This is a genomic window from Brachybacterium timonense (assembly GCF_900258505.1).
Lineage (GTDB): Bacteria > Actinomycetota > Actinomycetes > Actinomycetales > Dermabacteraceae > Brachybacterium > Brachybacterium timonense.
Genome location: NZ_LT984895.1, coordinates 847622 through 865603 on the forward strand (window position 1 = coordinate 847622; position 17982 = coordinate 865603).

12 protein-coding genes are annotated in these 17982 nt (G+C 64.9%); 2 read left to right on the plus strand and 10 right to left on the minus strand.

The features are described from left to right. Nucleotides 1–217: 217 nt before the first annotated feature. The 3 genes from C8271_RS03625 to C8271_RS03635 all read right to left on the minus strand — a co-directional run bounded on the left by C8271_RS03625 (nucleotide 218) and on the right by C8271_RS03635 (nucleotide 3126). Entirely contained in the window at nucleotides 218–1495 is a 1278-nt protein-coding gene (locus C8271_RS03625) for an MFS transporter (RefSeq protein ID WP_212591316.1), read from the minus strand. A 141-nt stretch (nucleotides 1496–1636) separates the two neighbouring features. Beyond that, on the minus strand, nucleotides 1637–2830 hold the full coding sequence (locus C8271_RS03630; RefSeq protein WP_138774512.1) for a 3'-5' exonuclease: 1194 nt from the start codon (nucleotides 2828–2830) through the stop codon (nucleotides 1637–1639). Then, complete coding sequence (locus C8271_RS03635) at nucleotides 2827–3126, minus strand: exonuclease domain-containing protein (RefSeq protein WP_106506154.1); 300 nt, start codon at nucleotides 3124–3126, stop codon at nucleotides 2827–2829. Before C8271_RS03635 ends, C8271_RS03630 begins: the two co-directional genes overlap by 4 nt. A gap of 185 nt (nucleotides 3127–3311) precedes the next feature. Between C8271_RS03635 and C8271_RS03640 the strand changes: the two genes are divergently transcribed. After that, nucleotides 3312–5015 carry a homing endonuclease associated repeat-containing protein gene (locus C8271_RS03640; protein WP_106506155.1) on the plus strand — a complete coding sequence of 568 codons (1704 nt, stop codon included), beginning with the start codon at nucleotides 3312–3314 and terminating at the stop codon, nucleotides 5013–5015. Between the two features lie 60 nt (nucleotides 5016–5075). Here the strand turns inward: C8271_RS03640 and C8271_RS14265 are convergent, their stop codons facing one another. From C8271_RS14265 to C8271_RS03650, 3 genes are all read right to left on the minus strand, one after another. Continuing rightward, a complete protein-coding gene (locus C8271_RS14265) occupies nucleotides 5076–5204 on the minus strand; it encodes a hypothetical protein (RefSeq protein ID WP_281260356.1) in 129 nt (42 codons plus the stop codon). Between the two features lie 227 nt (nucleotides 5205–5431). Beyond that, nucleotides 5432–7000, minus strand: a complete 1569-nt coding sequence (locus C8271_RS03645; protein WP_106506156.1) for an IS1634 family transposase — start codon at nucleotides 6998–7000, stop codon at nucleotides 5432–5434. Nucleotides 7001–7214: 214 nt separating this feature from the next. Further along, complete coding sequence (locus C8271_RS03650; protein ID WP_106506157.1) at nucleotides 7215–8816, minus strand: DUF262 domain-containing protein; 1602 nt, start codon at nucleotides 8814–8816, stop codon at nucleotides 7215–7217. A gap of 121 nt (nucleotides 8817–8937) precedes the next feature. On the opposite strand from C8271_RS03650, the gene C8271_RS03655 reads away from it, so the two are divergent. Continuing rightward, nucleotides 8938–9681, plus strand: a complete 744-nt coding sequence (locus C8271_RS03655; protein WP_106506158.1) for a hypothetical protein — start codon at nucleotides 8938–8940, stop codon at nucleotides 9679–9681. Here the strand turns inward: C8271_RS03655 and C8271_RS14080 are convergent. From C8271_RS14080 to C8271_RS03670, 4 genes are all read right to left on the minus strand, one after another. Next, nucleotides 9657–11873 carry a type ISP restriction/modification enzyme gene (locus C8271_RS14080; protein ID WP_245921170.1) on the minus strand — a complete coding sequence of 739 codons (2217 nt, stop codon included), beginning with the start codon at nucleotides 11871–11873 and terminating at the stop codon, nucleotides 9657–9659. The genes C8271_RS03655 and C8271_RS14080 overlap by 25 nt on opposite strands. Further along, nucleotides 11765–14503, minus strand: coding sequence for a restriction endonuclease (locus C8271_RS14085; RefSeq protein WP_245920852.1), 2739 nt, complete (start codon nucleotides 14501–14503; stop codon nucleotides 11765–11767). The genes C8271_RS14080 and C8271_RS14085 overlap by 109 nt, the downstream gene beginning before the upstream one ends. 152 nt (nucleotides 14504–14655) lie before the next feature. Continuing rightward, a complete protein-coding gene (locus tag C8271_RS03665) occupies nucleotides 14656–15747 on the minus strand; it encodes a GNAT family N-acetyltransferase (RefSeq protein WP_106506159.1) in 1092 nt (363 codons plus the stop codon). Nucleotides 15748–15994: 247 nt separating this feature from the next. Then, nucleotides 15995–17722 (minus strand): MDR family MFS transporter, encoded by a 1728-nt coding sequence (locus tag C8271_RS03670; protein WP_245920854.1) that lies wholly within the window; start codon nucleotides 17720–17722, stop codon nucleotides 15995–15997. Between the last annotated feature and the right edge of the window lie 260 nt (nucleotides 17723–17982).

The window sequence follows — 17982 nt, forward strand, 5'->3', positions numbered from 1 at the left end:
AGGTGGCGTGCTGAGAGGGCGGGGGTGATGTGGTATGTGTTTTTTGTATTACAAGCAGAAGACGGCAGACGAGGTCATGCCTGGTCGGGTGGGCTCGGAGAGGTGTAGGAGGGGCAGGGGGGAGGGAGGGCCATGGGGATCCGCCTGCCTGCCAGCGTAGTTGGCGCGGGTCCTGTCGTCGGGCGGGTGTGGAGGAGGGGCGGTTGGGCAGGGCGGTTCAGGCCGCCCCGAGCCGGTACCGTCGGAAGCCGGGCAGCGCGACCGCGCACACGAGGATGCCGGCTACGACCAGCACACCGCCCAGCAGGGTCGCCAGCCCCGCGCCCAGGGCCTGTGCCGCCACACCGTGGAGGGCGTCGGCGATGCGCGGTCCGCCGGCGACGATCACGATGAACACGCCCTGGAGGCGGCCGCGCATCTCGTCGGTCGCGGCAGTCTGCAGGATGGTCTGGCGCATGGCGGCGGAGGCCATGTCGGCGGCGCCGGCGAGGGCGAGCGCGGCGACCGCGGCGATCAGCATGACGGTGCCGTAGCGGGGCGCGAGCATGGCGGCACCACCGGCCAGCGCGATCGCCACGCCCCACACGGCGATCGAGTTCAGGGTGGCCTTCCCGAGCCAGGTGACGCGGCCGGTCCAGCCGGAGAACAGGCCACCGAGCAGGGCGCCGATCGCGATAGCGGCGCTGAGCAGGGCGAACTCGATGCCACCGGTGGATGGTCCGCCGAAGTTCTCGTCGGCTAGCTGCGGGTACAGGGCGCGCGGCATGCCGAACACCATCGCGATGAGGTCCACGACGAAGCTTGCCAGCAGCACTTTGTTGACCCAGGCGACCTTGAGGCCGTCCAGGACGCTGCGCAGGCCGGGCGCTCGGGTAACGCCAACGGGTTTCAGACTGGGCAGCTTGTACACCGCGTAGAGGGTGGCGAACAGGAAGATCGCATCGATCAGGTACAGCGGGGCGAAGCCGAGAAGCGGCAGGAGAGCGCCGCCAATCAGGGGCCCGGCGACGGCACCGAAGCTGAACAGGGTCATGTTCAGGGCATTCGCGGAGGCGAGGTGCGCGGCCGGCATGATCGACGGCAGCAGCGCGGTGCGGGTGGGCTGATTGACGGCGAAGAACGCCTGCTGGAAAGCGAAGATCGCGAGGATCAGCGGAACGTTGTCGAGGCCCAGGGCGGCCTGGAGGAAGAACAGGAGACCGGTGACGATCAGTCCCAGGGTGGTCACTTCGAGGACGCGGCGACGGTCGAAGGCGTCGGCGATGGCGCCGCCCCACAGGCCGAAAATCACCAGCGGCACGAGACCCACGATCCCGGTGAGGCCGACGATCGAGGAGTCGCGCGTGATCGCCCACAGCTGGGCGGGCACGGTGATGACGGTCAGCTGCGCGCCGATCACGGTGATGATGTTGGCGACGAACAGCCGCGTGTAGTGCGGGGACTGGAACGGCCGGGTGTCCGCGAACAGGCGGCGCAGGCGGGAGGGTTCGGTCACTGGTCCATGGTCGCACCGTGCGGCTGACGGGGTCGCGCGCGGGATGCGGTGGTGGTCACGTTAGGGGCCGACGGGGTTGGGGCGACAGCACGCGACGGAGAAGGCCGACAAGGGAGCCCGCCGGGGTGCTGCTGAGTGCCGTCACTCCCAGTCGGATTCGAGAATGAAGTTAGCCTCCTCCGTGAGCCATCGGGGAATGTCGGCGACGGACTGCGGAGGCGCAGTCAGGGCACGTGCGGCGATCGGGTCGGGGAGAGGGTGGGTCGCCACGCACTCGAGGAACTCGTACACGGTCATGATCGGAACTCCGTGCTGCGCTGCATTCTTGACCTTTCGGGACTGGCTGCCGCGTTCGGCGACCAGGAGGAGGTCCTGCCGCTCCCGTTGCGGCACATGCACGGCCACGTTGCGGGACAGCACGGAATCGGATGTTCTGAGCCCGAGACGTTCGAGGACTGCCTTGACGATGTCGCTGCTGAGACTCCAATTGCCGTCGGGTGTGATCCACCCACTCACTGTGATGACGGGGTCCGAAGCCAACAGTGCCATCGGGCCGGGCTGTGCAGGCAGCTCGTAGTAGCGAGGGAGGATCCCGATGCTGTACTCGTCCTCGATCGCTCGGATCCTTTCGACGAGCGCGCGGTCAGGGTCGACGACGCGGTCCCATGCGCGGGAGAGAAGAACACCGAGGACCTGCTCAGGGGTGCTCGTGCCGAGGTCGCCACCGAGGGTGATCGTTCCGCCGAGCTTGCTGTCCAGTTCGTTCCACGAGCGGTTCATGAGATATCCGGGGCGCCGCCTGCCGGTGGGCTCGTACATCGCAAGACGGAGCGCATCCTCGTCAGCCTCGACCGCTTCTTCGAGGTGGTGAAGCATTCCGGCGGCCGTGTGGAGAGCACCGCCTTGGTAGAGGTTCCTCTGGTCGGATCTGCTGAGCCGGAACGTGTCGAACGGGAGGATCAGGCGGGGCAGCGCGTCGGCGTCAATCTCGCGCAGTTCTCGGCTCAGGGCGTGCATCAGGAACGCGGGGTGGATCCCGATGAGAACGTTGTCGGTGATGACGTGCTCGATCACCGGCCACGCGTCGGCGAGAGTCGGGGCGAGCTGCACGTGGCGAGTGGTCAACCCATGGTCTCTGTGCGCTGTGTACAGATCCATCCGGGGGTTCACGGTGGTCGTGAGCAGCTGCCCGCGGCTGGTGGCGATGCCGATCTCGACGATCCGTTCACCGACCCAGGACGTGGGGTCTCCGACGGTGAGAACCTCGATGCAGGCGAAGCCGCCCTCGCCGTCGATGCGCTCAAGCGGTGGCATGACCTGTAGGAACTCGCTCATGGCAATACCCCTTCGAGCCGTTCCCATGCCTCTTCGGCGATGATCGGGATGCTGTAGGCGAGGGCCTTGGCGGCCTTGCCGGATTGCGAGTTCGGGTCTGCGGCGACCACGTGCGATGCGGTGATCTCGTGGACGTGCGAGTTGGAGATGTCCCGGCCGGGGTTGACGAGCGTGGACCACTCATCCTCGATCTGCCCTGTCGGGGAGACGTGGACGACGCCGAGCTCGATGACGCGATGGTGCTTCTTCGGGGAGAAGCCCGTGGTCTCGAGGTCGATGACGGTGTAGCCGCGCATGAGGTGCTCCTCCGCATTGAGGTGGGACGAGGTGTTTCTCCGGAGTCTCGCACCACGGTGTGACAAACGAGCGGGACTCTACGGAACCTGCATGCTGGACGGTCGACACGGGTCCTCTCATTTGACACACCGATTCTGCAGAATGGGGGGATAGCGAAGGTGCTGGATGAAGAACGGAGTGACCAGTGGAGGAGCGAATCCGGCGACGTGTACTGGACCTTGCACAGCAGGGGTACACGATCGAGCAGATCTCATCGGGCCTGGCGGTCGACGCCACAGAGGTTGAGGCGGGGATCTCGTCTCTGGTCCCGGGGGGTATCGCTCTCATTCGCCGCGTTCTCGGCCGGCGCGTCAAAGCGTTCCTCGATGCTGCAGTCGGGGGCGATCCTCGAGACCTGCAGGACGCGGAGGATCATTTCGGGGCTCCGAGAATCCTGCTTCAGCGAATGCTCGAGGAGACGAACAGAGGGGACTTCACGGCCGACGAAGAGGCTGAAGCGACTGCAGAGGAGTGGGCGGCGCTCGCTCAGAGTTTTCGCGAGCCGGATCCTGTGCCTCCCGTTCCAGCCCACGAGCCCACAGGCCGGCTCGACGCGGTGATCATCGGGAACACCTCGATCGATCCGCGTGCACTCGCCTGCGCCCGGTCCTATGCCATGGGATGCACGCTCGCAGAACTCGGCGAGGTCCATGACGTGACGCGCGAACGCATCCGGCAGATCATCGAGAAGCAGACGCCGTGGTCGACGAAAGAGCTTGGCGGAGCGGCCAAGGCACTCGCTGAACAGCGCTCCGAGGAACATAGGAGGGCACTTCTCGTATGGTCGGAACTCTCGCTCGGTCGGCCATACCAGGAAGCAAGTCCTGTTCTCGGCCTGTCGGTGCCGCAGATCGAGAAGGGTCTGGGGAAGCTTCGCCGGTTCCACTCCGAGTCCCGTAACACTCCCGTGAAAGGTTCTCCGCGTAAACCGGAGCACGAGATCATCGAAGATCTGCAGGCTTTCAACGAGGAGACTGGTTCAACGGTCTCTGCGGCCTACGACAAGTGGAGCCGGACGAGGCCGGGAGCTGTTGGTCGCCAGACGGTGATGCACCGCTTCGGCGGGTGGAATGCTGCCCTGCGCGCCGCCGGTATCAGCGATGCCGCAGATATCCAGCGGGAACGAGCGTTCTCCGAGGAAGACCTCTGGGCGGCCCTCGTCTCAGCTGTGGAGGATCTCAAGCATGAGACCAGTACCCAGGCGATCGAGAATTGGTTGTCGACGAAGGACTCGGCTCCTTCGCTCGCACTCATCCGGCAGCGGCTGGGCGTCGGGATGGCCGAGGCGATTGCGACAGTGTTCGACATCCTCGCCGATGATGCTGACCTCGATCCTGACTGGGTCGCCGACGTGCTCCGACCTCGTGACTGGGATGCCGAACGCCCGACGACAGACCCGGTCGAAGTACTGCGCCTCGCTGTCGCAGATGTCGGTGCGGATCTCACGATGGCCTCCTACCGGGAGTGGGCTGTCGGCAAGAGGGTCCCGACGATCCCGACGCTGATTCGGCATGGGGGCCGGCGAACATGGCGTGATCTGGTACTTGAAGCCGGCGGCGTCGAGCCGAGGCCAAAGGCGCGGCGCCGGACAGACGCCGAGATCCTCGACGGTCTTCGCGGGTATCTGCTCCTCAACCCCGACGGTGCGTCGACGCAGTACGCGACGTGGGCGAAACCGCTGGGGATGCCGAGCATGGCGACCGTCTGCAGCCGATTCGGCAGCTGGACCCGAGCTCGAGAGCTGGCCGAGAAGGGCCCTCGGGGTACACGCCGGCGCGCTCTTCCTGCTGTCGATACGAACGTGCGCGCGCTCTCCGCATCCCAAGCGCTTCGTGCCGGTCGCGAGTGAGGGGACTGCGGCGCTGGTGTCCGAGCATGGGTGACCCAGTGCCGCGATGAGAAGCCACGGTCACTCGGCCGCCAGGGCCTCCTCAACCTCGGGCTCATCGTTGAAGTTCTCAGGGCTGTCAGTGAATTCCGAGTCGATGTTCCAGTCGCGGATGACCCGCTTTCCCATCGCTTTCTCGATCAGTGCCACGAGCCGTGCTCGACGGTCGTCGAAGAAGGCGTCGAAGTCCCCGGCTCGAAGCAGCTCGGGATCGATCGCATGGGTCGCGATCTGCGCATCGACCTGATCTGGGGTGAGGCCCTTGTCGTCCAGCCTGCGGACGTAGTCGGCCGGAGAATCTCCCTTGAGTCGGATGTTCGTGCTCTTCGTCAGGGGTGTCTTATTGATGATGCTCTCTTGACCTGACTTGCACAGGTTTAGTGACCCGTGGCGTCTGGGGTCTGGAGGGCGTGGAGGATGTGGCGGGCGTCGTCGGTGAGGGGATCGGCCGCGGTATGGAGGTGTCCACCGATGTTGATCTGGACTTCGAGCAGCGGCTTCAGGGTCCGGATGATCCTGCGGATGCTGAAGCCAGTCTTGGCCTGGAGATAGCGAGCGATCGCAAGCGCGGTGAACACGATCGTCAGGTGCGCTTCGATCGCGTCGCGTTGCCGATGGAACATGGGCCTGGCCTGGAGGTCTGTCTTGCTCATTCGGAATGACTGCTCGACGTGCCAGAGGTCGTGGTAGCTAGAGAGCACCTCACTGGCGGGCATGATCCGTGCGGGGATGTTGGTGACGTAGCCCTTCAATCCCGCTAGTGATCTGGCCTGCGCGAGAGAGGTTTCATCGGGGATGCGGCCGGCAGCGGTGGTCTTCCCGAACCGGGTGCCTTTCACGTTCGCGTCTCCCGCGATCACGGCCCGAGCCCGGTTCTCCTGCTGGGTGAGGGTGTGCTGGGCATGCAGGTCGCGCTTGCGGGAGTAGGACCAGATCGCCCGCCAGTGCCCGGGATGCTGCTCCCGCTCCCAGACCGGCTCCCGACGGCGCCGCTGGGTGCCGGGCTTGGTGTTGCCGTGGCGCGGGGTGATGGTGTCGATCAGCTGACCATCAGTGAACGCGTCCCCGTTCCAGTGGAAATGATTGGCGAGGTCACCGGGCGCTTTCTTGGGCCGCGAGCCGACGATGAACCGCAGCCCTGCCTCGTCGATCGCGTTCAGGTTCTCCATCGAGAGCATTCCGGCGTCCGCGACGACGACGATGTCTGCCAAGCCGTGACGCTCCTGGAACTGCTTGATCATCGGCACGATCGTGCGGGTCTCGGCGTGATTGCCCTCGTAGCAGCCGATCTCCAGGGGGAACCCGGCCCGGTCCACGAGCAGGCCGACCACGATCTGCGGGTCCACGCGGCGTTCCTTGGAGTAGCCGACCTTGCGTAGGGCGTCTTCGTTCTCGGCCTCGAAGTAGAGCGTGGTGACGTCGTAGAGCACCAGCGAGACATCACCGCTGGTCCAGACGTGCTCGAAACACTTCCTCGCGATCTCGTCGCGATAGTCGCACTGCGCGCACCGGCGCAGCGCGGCGTGGAACGTATTGCGGTGCACGGGATCGATGCCGACCTCGCGAAGGACTCGCCGGGAATCGCTCATCGACGTCGGCTCGATCAATCTCGCCAGGACGAGCTGGAAGAACGCCTCGTCGTCGACCACATCGAAACCGAGACGGCGCCAGGCGAGCTCGAGAGCTTCCAGAAGGAATCGGCTGCGTCGGTGCTGCATCGTCAAAACGCCAGCACTCGGGGCAGCAGCGCTGGTCAGCTCGAGATCGAGCGTCTGCTGTCCTGCGTGCAGCCGCTCGCGGCCCAGATGCATCAAAGCCGCCAGCTCCGCCTCGGAATGCGCTGAGCCGAGGTGCTCGAGGACCCGGTTACGACGTCCCTCCTTCGCGACGATCTGGACGGCCGTCGCCCCGGAGGCAGTCTTCACCTTCCTCAAGAACGGAGCCATCGCCCGATCCTACCGCCCCATTAGTGACCCATCCCCACGACCGAAACCCTGTTGACCAGCATCAACAACGCGGGAACTACCACGAACCGCACTCACCTGTGCAAGTCAGGCCCCATCGNTCCTCAAGAACGGAGCCATCGCCCGATCCTACCGCCCCATTAGTGACCCATCCCCACGACCGAAACCCTGTTGACCAGCATCAACAACGCGGGAACTACCACGAACCGCACTCACCTGTGCAAGTCAGGTCTTGACGTGAATGGTCGATGCCGTTGCGCTCGCACCAGAGCTTCGGGAACACGTGGTGGATGTCGACCTGAAGTTCGTCGTAGCTGGTGAAATCCAGTGTGCGATCGAGCATCCAGTCCTTCACCGGCGTTTCCTGCGCCATGATCAGCGCATACACGCCCTTATAGGCGGCGGAGATGCGCGTGCGCAGTGATCCGAGACGGGATTCGGCGAAGCTGGCGCGTATCACGGACTCGGGCTGTTCGGAGGTCTCGCCAAGAGACCAGGCAGGGACCTGCTCAGCATCCTTCGCGAGCTTCGATTCGATGGTCGAGCCGTACTGCTCGCCCAGAACGCCGCACCAGAACCACTGGTTGAGCCGTGCTCGCACGGCGTACTGCTCGGCCTTCTCCCCCAGGAGCGTCGTGATAATGAGCAGCGAGACGATCTGGGAGCGGTAGGGCACATCGCGAGCCGTATGGATGTGGAGGTCCCGGAGATGGCGTGCGACAGCTGGGAAATTCTCCCTCAATCGCGGTGCCCAATCGAGATAGTCGCCCAGATCCATACTGAGAATGTCCTCCCGGCGCGCACTCGTCTGCGGGACCTGCTTGCCGGTCTTACCTTCAGCGATCGCCTTCTTCCGCTTCGCCAACGTGGTGAGGATCGAGACGGCCATGAGGAAATCAGTGCTGCGCAGATCGCGGATCGCTTTCAGATCGCGCAGCGCCTCTTCGGTCTTCGCCCAGTCCTCGGCGAGACGGAAGTCCTCACCGGTGCGCTCGTAGTAGGCGCGGTCGCCGGCGAAGGTCGCGGTCAGCAGTTCGAAGGTGTCGAGTCGGAGCCCGCCGGTGTTGACCTTCTCGAAGACCGTGGCGACGGCTTCCTTGGAGATGCTTTTGTCGAGCTCGATCGCAGGGATCTTGTAGTTCCCCATCGCGCCCAGGACCTCTGTCGTAAACGACTGCATGATCTCAGTGCGACGGGTGTTCTCCTCGTCAGTCGTACCGGACTTCATGTACCCGAAGAGCCAGGTCATCGCGGCGCCATGCTGGAACATGACCGGCATTGGCATGAGGCCCTCGGCGTGCTGTTTCTCCGGTGTCGAGACGTCGAGCACCACGTCACGCCCGATGTTCTCGGTGACGATGCCCGTGTCGGGCAGAGAGACGATCGCCTCTTCCTGGTCGCGGCTCTCCCCGAGCGCCTTCTCGACGTCGATGAAGTAGCGGCGGCGCAGTTTGTGGCGGCGTGTGTCTTCGGTGTCGACGACGCCGTCGCCGCTCAGGGCCTGGACCATCGATGTGACGCGCTGCTGGCCGTCGAGTAGCAGCAGTTCGGGCTCCTCGAGCGCACTGTTCGTGACGCCGGTGATCGGCCGCGGCTTGAACCGGATGTTCTCGCCGCCGGTCTGCAGGGTCATGATCACACCCATCGGGTGGCCGCGAAGGATCGTCACTAGGAGCGATCGGATCCGCTCATCGTCCCAGCGATAAGGCCGCTGGAAGTCAGGCAGCTGCAGCTCGCCGCTCTGAGCCATCTTCAGGAGTTCGCTGATCGAATGCTGCGGAGTCTGGAAAGTCGGCATGGGTCTCCTCGGTGAGCGTGAACGTCCAGTCCATCATGCGCCATGAAGGACATCGGATCGCAGACCAGTGGCCGGGGCTTTGGCGGGCCTGCATCATCCCCTGGGATGGCATGATCTCCTCATGGCCTCGAAGAAGACGCCCAGCATCGCGCTGACTGCGGACAAGATCCTGACCAAGTCCGTCAATCTCCAATACCCCTTGGCGGTGTCCAACGTTGCGCGGCTGCGCCGTTTGAACCCGGACAAGAGCCCCGAAGAACTGATCAAGCTCCTCAACAAGATCTACATCGGCACAGTGGCCGGCACCGGGGCCGGAGCGGGCGCTGCGGCAATCGTGCCCAATGGGTGGGCTCAGGCAGCTGTGACGGCGGCCGACCTCGGCACGTTCCTGGAGGCTTCTGTCCTCTATACGCTCTCCGTCGCTGAAGTTCACGGCTTGAGCACGGAGGACTTCGAGCGACGGAAGCTTCTGGTCCTCGCCGTGCTTGTCGGTGACTCTGCTGCCAAGACGACCTTGAAACCGCTGTTCGACAAGACTGTTCCCTATTGGGGCAAGGCGATCGTGAAGGGCATCCCGAAGCCTGCGATCAAGGCTGCGAACAAGGTGTTGGGGCACAACTTCGTGACCAAATACGGGACAAGGCAGGGCGTCCTCGTTCTGGGCAAGCAGATCCCATTGGCCATTGGAGTCGGTGTAGGAGCTGCTGGCAACTCCTTCTTCGCGTGGTCCGGGATCAAGGCGGCACGAGCGATCCTCGGTCCGCCGCCTGCGGCATGGCCGGATGCCTGCAGCGAAGTCTCGGACTCTCTAGGAGTGCATGACGACGGCGATGATCTCGATCAGCTGGACGCTCCCTCGGCCTGACCGACTCCCGGCAACCCCGCCACGATCTCCTGCGTCCGCACCGAGACGGTGGCGACCTTCTGGATCAGGTCGATGACGTAGCGCGGGTTGCCGTGCTCGATGCCCCATAAGTTCGGGTCGTTGACGATGCCGGACGCCTTGTCGGTGGTCACCTGGTACTGGCGGATGATCCATTCCAGCGCGGAGCGGGAGCCGAGCTGGTAGCGGTAAATCTCCGGCGGGAGGCCGCGCAGAGTGATGTGCTCGTTGACGATCAGCTCAGTGGGTTCGTCAGCTGCCTTCTGGCCCTTCGGGAAGCGCATTTTCTGCACCCGGTAGTAGCTCTCGTCACCGAACATCGCGGGCTGCTCACCGCCGATGATCTCCAGCGGATACAGCTCGGCGTCCTCGTAGTCGGCGTGCAGCTCGAACAGCTCCTTGCCTGCCTGCGCGACGTGGAAGAAGGCCGACGGGGCAAGATCGGGGATCCGCGGCAGCATCTGCTTCAGCTCGGTCGCGTATTTCTCCCGGTACTCGGGGGAGTGGAGCAGGCCGTAGATGCCGTAGAAGATCTGATCCTTCGTGACCTCGGGGCCGTACAGGCCGCGCATGTGCGCGAGGATTCCGTCGGTGATGTTGTCGATCCGACTGTAGCCGTCCACGACGTCGGCCGACGGGGCAGAGCCCAGGTCCAGCGTGCCGTCCTCGGGGCCGACGACGGGCTCCCAGCGGTAGCGGGGGAAGAACTGGCCGTTCGAGGAGCCCCAGAGGGCGAGGTCGGGAACCAGGCGCGAGGCGATTACGGAGAACTCTTTGTCGGAGCCGACACCGGTGACGTAGAACCCGGCGTTGTCGTGCGCCGGAGTCGGGAACAACTGCTCCAGCCGGTACACCATGTCGTTGTAGTCGCGCGCGAAGTACACCTGAGAACGCTGGAATGGGCGATACAGGCCGGTGCGCACCGAGCTCTCGCGAAACGAGATCGTTCTCCCACGTGTCACGTTGTTCTTGTCGGCTCGGTTCCACGACAGTTTCGCGGGGTCAAATTTCGGTGCGAAGTGCGGATCCGCTGCCGCCCGTCGAACTTCGCTGTTGTAGAAGTCGATGGAGCGGGTGACGTTCCGGCGGAGCTCACTCTCGGAGAAGTTGTAGACCCACGCATCGCGCGCAGTCGCAAGTCCACGCGAGTAGGTGCCGAAAACAACCAGATTCGGCTCCGCGCCCTTATTGTCTCCCAGGATCGGATACGTCAGGTACTTCGGGTCGCGCTGCCCGATCCAGTCGCCGAACTCATTCGGGATGATCGTGCGCCAGGGGATGTCCGCCACCGTCGCCTCCCGGACGATGTCGAGCTTCTCCTCACGGGACAGGTAGTCGCCGATATCCCGGTAATTGATGGTTCCCTGGCCGGTGTGGCCGGCGCGCTTCACGAGGAGGAACACGGCCACAGTCGTCTGGCTACCTGCGCCGAAGATTTGACCGCCCTCGGACTTCCAGTTCGAGCTGCGCATATTTCCGCGAAGGTTGAACACGTAGATTGAGGAGAACTCTTCGGCCAGTGTCTTGCGCACACCAGCAGCCGTATTGCCCTGGATCCATCCGCCGTTGGTGACGAAGCCGATCACGCCGTCGTCGCCGATACGATCCGACGCCCACCGGATCGCGCGCATGTAGGAGTCGTACAGGCTGTTCTTGTTCTTGGCGTCGGTCCTTGCCGCAAAGGTGTCGCGGATCCGTGCATCCAGCGTCGGGTACTTCACGTTCGCGTTGTCGTCATTGCCCGAGGTCTGGCCCACCGAGTACGGCGGGTTGCCCACGATCACCTGGATGTCCAGTTTCTTCTGCGCCTCGGCGCGGGAGTTGTTCGTCCCGAACACCTCGGGATCGCCTAGGTCGCCGTCCTCGGTGAGCTGGAAGGTGTCCGTCAAAACGATCCCACCGAAGGACTCGTACGGGACCTCATCGAGCTCCTTCCCGTCAGCCTGAGCGATGAGGTCATGGAACGTCGTCTCGATATTGATCGCCGCGATGTAGTAGGCGAGCAGCAGGATCTCGTTCGCATGCAGCTCGTTCGCATACTTGCGGGCAAGATCCTCCGGCCGGATCAGCCCGGACTGCAGCAGACGCACGATGAACGTGCCCGTCCCCGTGAATGGGTCCTGCACATGCACGCCCTCGTCGGTGATACCGCGGCCGAATTCGGCGCGCAGCACGTCATCCAACTGCGCAGAATGAAATCGACGATCTCGATCGGCGTATAGACCACGCCCATCGCATCAGCCGTCTTCGAAAACGCCGTGGAGAAGAACGACTCGTACAGCTCCGTGATGATCTTCTGCTTGCCGGCGGCATTGTCGATCCCAGCCGCACGCACCCGCACCGACTCGTAGAACTTCTCCAGCGATTCCGTCTCCGCCTGCGCCGACACCGACGTGAGGGTCTGGAGCATCCGATCCATCACCTGAGAGACCGGGTTCGAGGAGGTGAAGGAGTAGTCCGCGAACAGTGCCTCGAACACCGGCTTGGTGATCATGTGCTGCGACAGCATCTCGATCGCATTCCGGCGCGAGATCGAATCGTTCAAGTTACGGCGCAGCGCATCCAGGAACCGCTCGAACTGTCGGCCAGCAGGGGAGTCGGAATCATCCACCAGCAGCGTGATCCGCTCGATGTGCCGCTGGGCGATATCGGCGATGTCCTTCGCCCACTGCTCCCAGTAGCGGCGCGAACCGACCTTCTGCACCAAACGCGCGTAGATCGTCTCGCGCAGCGCATCCATGCGAGTCAGCTGCAGGTCGAGCCTTCCCTGAACTGCCTTCGCGACGTCGGCACTGCTCGGATCGCCGTCCCCACGCTCATCGGCGGGCTGCCCCACGCCCATCACGTCGATCTTCGTGGAACGCTGATCGTTCAGCTCCACCTGATTGACCATCGCATCGAAACGCTCATCGTGCGCGCGCAGCGCCTGCAGCACCTCCCACACGACGTCGAAGGACTTATTGCGATCCAACGCCTGCTCCGGCTCCACCCCGGCCGGGATCACCACCGGCAAAATGATGTAGCCATACTTCTTGCCCGGCGCCAGACGCATCACGCGACCCACCGACTGCACCACATCCACCACAGACCGCCGCGGATTCAGGAACATCACCGCGTCCAGGCTCGGCACATCCACACCCTCGGACAGACACCTGGCGTTCGACAGCACCCGGCAGACGTTCTCGCCCGCATCCTCCTTCAGCCAGTCCAGCTTCTCGGCGCGCACCATCGCATTCATCGAGCCGTCCACATGCTCGACCTGCACCTCCAGCAGGTCCCCCTCCGGCTCAGCCAGCTCCTGGTACGCCGTGACGATGCCGGTGAACTCCTCTGCCACCGCCTTCGACGCCTTGATGTTCTTCGCGAACGCCACCGCGCGGCGCATCGGTGAGGGGTCCACACCGAAGTCATGCTCGGCATCGCCGCGCTTGGCCAGACCGTTCCAACAGCCGATCAGCCGCGCGGCATCATCGATGTTCAGCTCATAGTCCTCGGCGAGGGACTCCTGCATCGCCTGCGACGTCATCGACGCCTCAACCGTCAGGATCAACACCTTGTAGTCAGTGAGCATGCCCAGGGAGACCGCATCGCCGAAGCCCAGGCGATGAAACTCCGGGCCGAACGTGTCCTCATCATCCATCGAGGCGAGCACCGCCTGCGCCCTGCCGGCCTTCGCCTTCGACGCGTCGTCGTAGATACGCGGAGTCGCCGTCATGTACAGGCGCTTGGTGGCTTGCAGATAGTCGGCATCGTGCACCCGCACGAAGGCCGACTCCTCCGCGCCCGCGAGCGTGGCACCCGTCGTCCGATGTGCCTCGTCGCAGATGATCAGGTCGAAGCCGCCCAGGCCCGCCTGCTTCTGCGCCTGCGCCACCACGTCGATCGACTGATAGGTCGCGAACACGACCCGCATCCCGGAGCCATTGCGGCGCGCATCCCGCATCCGCTCCGCCAGCTTCGCCGGATCCGTGGTGGCCGGCAGCGCAAGGTCCACCACAGACATCTCCGCGGTGTCCTCGTTCTTCGCGCGAGTCTTCGACGCCTTCGCATCCGAGCACACCGCCATCGCCGTGATCCCCGGCTCGGCCGCATTGTTGTACCACTCGCGCAGCGCCTGAGACAGCAGCGCGATCGACGGCACCAAGAACAGCACCGAACCGGCCTGCCCCACCATCTGCTCGGCCAGACGCAGCGACGTGAACGTCTTCCCGGTGCCGCACGCCATGATCAGACGACCACGATCATGCGTGGTGAAGCCATCAATCACGTCCTGGATCGCCGTGCGCTGATACGGGCGTGGTTCGGCAGCGCCAGACAGCTCGAAGTTCTGCGGTGTGGACGGATCAATCGTGGACCAGTCCACACGCGAGTTTTCGAAGTCATCCAAGCCCAGGCGCCGCACTGGGATTGACTGGCCCCGGATCGCCTCCTCCGCGTTCCGGCCCCAGTGCGGGGTGGTGGAGACGATGATCCGCTCCGTGAAACCGCCACGGCCGGAATCCGACAGGAACGAGTCGATGTTCGCCTTCTGCAACGACCGCGACGGATCGTAGAACTTGCACTGGATCGCCGTCAGCCCGCCATCGCGGCGCCGCGCCACAAGATCAATGCCCAGGTCATGGCCGCGCCGCTCCGGCCAGTCCTCCCACATCCACACCTGCTCGAACTGGTCCGACCACGTCGGATCCTTCTGCAGGAACGACTGGACGAAACGCTCGAAGCGAGTGCCCTTGTCCGTGGTCGACGTCGACTCATTGAACAAAGCATCGAGGATCTTCATCGGCGAAGGGGCCGCAGCAGTCATGCCGCCCAGTATCGCGGACACTGATGGCGAATCGAAAAGCCTCTGACACGTGCGCGGCAGCGTTCACCGCACGGAGCTGCAGGTGCCGTATCCGCGGCCACCGGATCGTCGGCTGCTACGACGTCACACCCACGGAACGACGAGCCGCCGCCTCACCCCGCCCCAGCCTCCAGATTCGAGGGCCGCACCGGCACCTCGCGATGCCAGGACTCGGAGACCGATGCCGTCTCCCAACCCATGGAGCGGTACAGCCCGTCGGCACCCGTGGGGGAGTCGTCGTCCACCTCGAGACCCACACGCACCCGCCCGCGCTCGGCAGCATCCTGGATGGCGGCATTCAGCAGCGCCTTGGCGACGCCGCGGCCGCGAGCGGTGCGGTGCACGCCCAGGTACTCCAGATAGGTGCCTTCGCCCTGCGTGGCGGTGGCCGGCATGACGTCGCCGACGAGCCCGCCACCGGGCCACCACGAACCATCGGACTGCTGCACCTCGGCGATCCACCAGTGATCCCACGGCACGTTGGTGACGTCGTTCATGCGGTTCACGAACTCGCTGAAGGACTCGGGGTAGGAGTTGAAGTGGTCCTCAAAGGACTCCTCCAGCACAATGTGGACCCAGCGCACATCCTGTGCGAGCGGCATCCCGGATTCGTGGCGTCGCACCCGACGCACCCGCACCCCCTCACGCGGCCCCGGGGTCGTCGTCGCCTCCTCGGCGGTCACCGGCCGCTCCATGTGCAGCCACGTGCGGACCTTCCGGTAGCCGGCCTCCTCCAAAAGCCGTTTGCGGTCCTCATCGCGGGCGTCGCGGCCGTCGTTGATGATCGAGGAGTCCACCTTGCGGTGGCGGGCGAAGGCACCGGCCACCGCGTCGGCCCAGTCGTTCAACGACGCGGCGAGCTCATCGCGATGCGGGATCGTCTCAGGCAACACCCACACCAGATTCACGCGGCCAGCAGCGCGATCCTCCAGCACCACCCACCCCACCGGGTCGGCGCCCTCTTTCGGGCTGCCGTCCTCATTCGCGGCGACCACCACGACCTGGCGTCGTGACCAGGATCGGGGGCCGACCAGTCGCGAGCGCAGACCCTCCCGGCCCACGCGCACCTCCGGGTCGAAGCGTTGCTTGTCCTCCTCAAGCAGTCGGGCCACAGCCTCAACGTCGGCCTCAATCGGCAGACGCGTGGTCAGCACACCGTGGAGCGATTCGGGAATGACGGGCGGGAAATGGTCGGTATACAACACCGGGTCATTCTGTCACGCACGCCCACAGTGCCCGGGCGCCGGCACGAGAAGTGGGGGAGCGTACCCGCGCGGTCGGTTCCGGGCAGCATGACACGGGCGTGACACCGGTTGTGCGGGGAGCGGTTCCGGGGCTGCGACGGGGTCGGCGTCGGTGGCCTGGCCAGATCACGCTCGCGTCGTCGGTTCTCGCCTGCCATCGTGGGGTCGGCTTTGGTGGCCCGGTCAGACCACGCCCGCGTTATCGGCCTCAGTCCCGCCTCGCCTGCGCCGTACCGGCCCGCTGGCCGGAAGACACTCCGGTTGCCGGACGGGTGCGGGCAGGCTCCTGTTCCGGGCCGTGCACATCCTCGTAGTCGGAGCCATCCTCCGCGGCGATCGCCGGCATCGACCCGGTGCGGGTGCGCGGTTCGCGCTTCTGCAGAGTCTCGCTGAGCGGGATTTCCTTCAGGAACAGGGTGGGCAGGAACGCCGCCACCGCGACCGGCACCACAATGATGAACACCAGGCCGATCGCCTCCGCCAAGCCCTGACGGACCGCCCCGGCGACCTGCTCGGGCAACGAGTCCAGCACCGACGGATCCAGCACGGACCCGGCGTCGATGCCCTTCGCCTGCTTGGCGGCCTGCTTGGGCAGCTCGGCGACGTGCTTCGCGACCGCCGAGCCCATCGCGGCCGACATCACCGTGCCCAGCACCGCCGTGCCCAGCGTGGCGCCGACATTGCGGGTGAACTGCAGGGCAGAGGTGGCCACGCCCAGCTCTGACTGCGGCACCGCGTTCTGGATCACGAGCGTGAACAGTTGGACCGTCAGCCCCAGCCCCAGGCCGGTGATCATCATGGCGCCGGTGAGGAACACCGGGGTGTTGTCGCGATCCACCAGTGCCAGCACGATATTGCCCAGCAGCAGCACGAGCGTGCCGACGATCAGGAACGGCTTGTAGCGGCCCACCTTGGCGACCAGGAAACCGGTGACGATGCCGGTGCCCATCATGATCAGCACGTGCGGCATCATGATCATTCCCGAGACGGTGGCGCTGGCGCCCATCACCCCCTGCGCGTACACGGGGATGTAGATGACCGCGCCGAACATCGCCACCGCGATGCAGAACGAGGAGACGATCGACAGCGCCACAACCGGGTTGCGCAGCATCCCCAGCGGCACCAGCGGCTCAGCGGCCTTCCGTTCGATCAGCACGAACGCGATCAGGAACGCGATTGAGACGGCGAACATGCCCAGGATCACCGGGGAGGTCCAAGAGAACTCCGAGCCTGCCCAGGTGGTGGCCAGCAGGCCCAGCAGCATCGCCGGGATCAGGGTGCAGATGCCGGCCACGTCCACCTTTGCGTGACGGGCTGTGAAGTCCAGGCGCATGGAGCGAAGGATGAAGACGAAGGCGGCAATGCCCAACGGAAGCGCCAGATAGAACAGGTAGCGCCACCCGAAGGCGTCGGTCACCGAGCCGCCGATCAGCGGGCCCGCCACGGAGCTCGCCGCGAAGGTGGTGCCCATCAGGCCCTGGTACTTGCCCCGCTGCCTGGCCGGGACGATGTCACCGATGATGATCTGGCTCAACGGCATCAGGATGCCCATGCCCAGGCCCTGGATCGCACGCGCCCCCACCAGCATCCAGAAATTCAGGGCCATGCCGGCGAACGCGGTGCCGCCCATGAAGATCACAAGGCCGGCCAGGTAGAAGCCCTTACGGCCGTACATGTCCGAGAGCTTGCCGATGATCGGCACCACCATCGCCGAGACCAGCATGGTCGCGGTGATCACCCAGTTGTAGTAGTCCAGGCCGCCCAGCTCGGCGACGATGCGTGGCATCGCGGGGCCGACGATCGACTGGGAGATCGAGGCGACGAACATGCCCAGCATGAGGCCAGCGAAGACAATCTTCCCGTCACGATCCAGACCGTGGAACTCCACGTCGCGCACGGTGGTCTCTGGCTCGCTTGCGTGCGCCGGGGAAGACATCTGACTCCTGTTCTCGGGGGACCGGTGGCCGCTGGGACCGCCGATCATCGTATCGGCCGGGCCCGGGCAGTGGAGAGCATCCGTGATGGAGCGGGCCCGGCCTGGTGCAGGGTGGCGGGGTGTCTCTTATCCCCCTCCGACGTCGCTGACGCACATCTCACGCTGCCTCTCAGCGGTGACCCGCGCTTCTAACAAAAAAATGCATGATGAGGATACGCAGATGCTGGTCGCTTACTCTATAGCACAGGGCGTTGTCGTGG